Annotated in this window: 2 protein-coding genes; one reads left to right on the forward strand and one right to left on the reverse strand. The window is 65.9% G+C overall.

What is annotated here, in order from left to right:
- Positions 1-341, forward strand: a 341-nt coding sequence (locus EN893_RS33640) for a DUF126 domain-containing protein (RefSeq protein ID WP_128362161.1), incomplete at its 5' end; no start/stop codon positions are given.
- On the opposite strand, the gene EN893_RS33645 is transcribed toward EN893_RS33640, so the two are convergent.
- Positions 302-1,387 carry a siderophore-interacting protein gene (locus EN893_RS33645; RefSeq protein ID WP_127268610.1) on the reverse strand — a complete coding sequence of 362 codons (1,086 nt, stop codon included), beginning with the start codon at positions 1,385-1,387 and terminating at the stop codon, positions 302-304. The two genes, EN893_RS33640 and EN893_RS33645, sit on opposite strands and share 40 nt — an antisense overlap.
- Between the last annotated feature and the right edge of the window lie 105 nt (positions 1,388-1,492).

Genomic DNA, 1,492 nt, shown 5'->3' on the forward strand with positions numbered 1-1,492 from the left:
ACATAACAGACCATTCGCATCCCGGTCTCGGCCAGAATGTCGCCGGCAGGATTTTGGTCATGCCGAGCGGGCGCGGCTCGTCGTCTTCATCCTCGGTGCTGGCCGAGGCGATCCGCAGAGGCACGGCGCCAGCCGGGATTCTTCTGGAGCGGCCGGACCCGATCCTGGCGGTGGGCGCCATCGTTGCCGAATTTCTTTACGAGATCCGCATGCCGCTGGTGGTGTGCGATATTTCGAACCTTGTCTCCGGTGATCAAATTGTTATCGGCATCGGCAAAGACGGCGGGCCGATCATCAGAGTTCACCCCGCCATCAATCCGGCAGAGCCACGCCGCCAATAGGCGGCCGCCAACGTCTCATCGCGGCCGAGCCCCAGCGTGCCGCGCCAATATTCGCGAACGACCTTGGCGGCGGTCGCTTCCGCGGCGAACCAGCCGAAGGCCGAGCCGCCTTGCGGCCACGCCACCGAGCGGACAGCCTCGGCCAGCAGTCTGTCCTCGCCCGCCGGCACGCCGTTCCTTGTCAGCCAATGCAACTCGATGCCCGTGGCATTGTTGATCGCTTGCCTTTCGCCATCATTGGCGATCTCGACGAAGGCGACGCCCTTTGTCTCGGCCGGCAGCGTCTCCAGCAGCCGCGCCAGCGCCGGCAGGCCGGTTTCGTCGGCGCCCATGACGTACCACTCCGCCTGCCGCACCGGGCGGCCGACCGGTCCCATGATGCCGACTTTCGTGCCGGGAGCTGCCCGCATGGCCCAGGCGGAGCCAACGCTCTCGCCGGGATGGACGAGGAAGTCGACATCGATGATGCCCCTGGCCACGTCCAGCGCCCGGATAGTGTAGACGCGCGCCACCGGACGCCGGTCGTCGGCGGGCCAGACCGGCAAGCCATTGCCGCCGAGCACCGGCCACAGCGGATCGGGCACCTCCCTGGTCGGAAACAGCATGCGGATATGCATGCCGCCGAATTTGGCGAAACGGCTGAGATCCTCGCCGGCCAGCCGGATGCGGCGCATGTGCGGGGTGAGGTCGCGAATATCCGTCACCACCATCTCGCGGAACTGGGCGAGGCTGGTTTCGCCTGAGAGATCGCCGGTCCAGACGATCTCGGGGTTTTCCTCCTTGGCGTAGACCTGTACGGCTGTGGCCAGCAGGTCCTTGATACGGGCGAGCCCGTCGCGGTCGGCAGCATTGGCCCGCATCACCAGCCGTTCCATGTCGAAAGAGGCCCCGCCGAAGGCAAAGCGGAAATCGATGCGCTTTCCCTCATGCGAGGCATCGGCCTCGAAGCTCCGCAGCCTGTCTGAAATGCTGTCCATGTAGTCCGGCAGACGCCTCAGGTTGAGCCGCGCCTCGCAGGCCAGTTCACGCACCGATGCTTCGTTCATTGTCAGCCTCCGATCCTGCCGGTGAGGGCCACCTTGAAGGTGCGGCCCTTGCCCTGTTCGGTTGCTGCCGAGGTCGACCATGCGCTTTGCGGGTCGGTGTAGGCG

The sequence above is a fragment of the Mesorhizobium sp. M7A.F.Ca.CA.004.04.2.1 genome (assembly GCF_004022825.1).
Classification (GTDB): Bacteria; Pseudomonadota; Alphaproteobacteria; order Rhizobiales; family Rhizobiaceae; genus Mesorhizobium.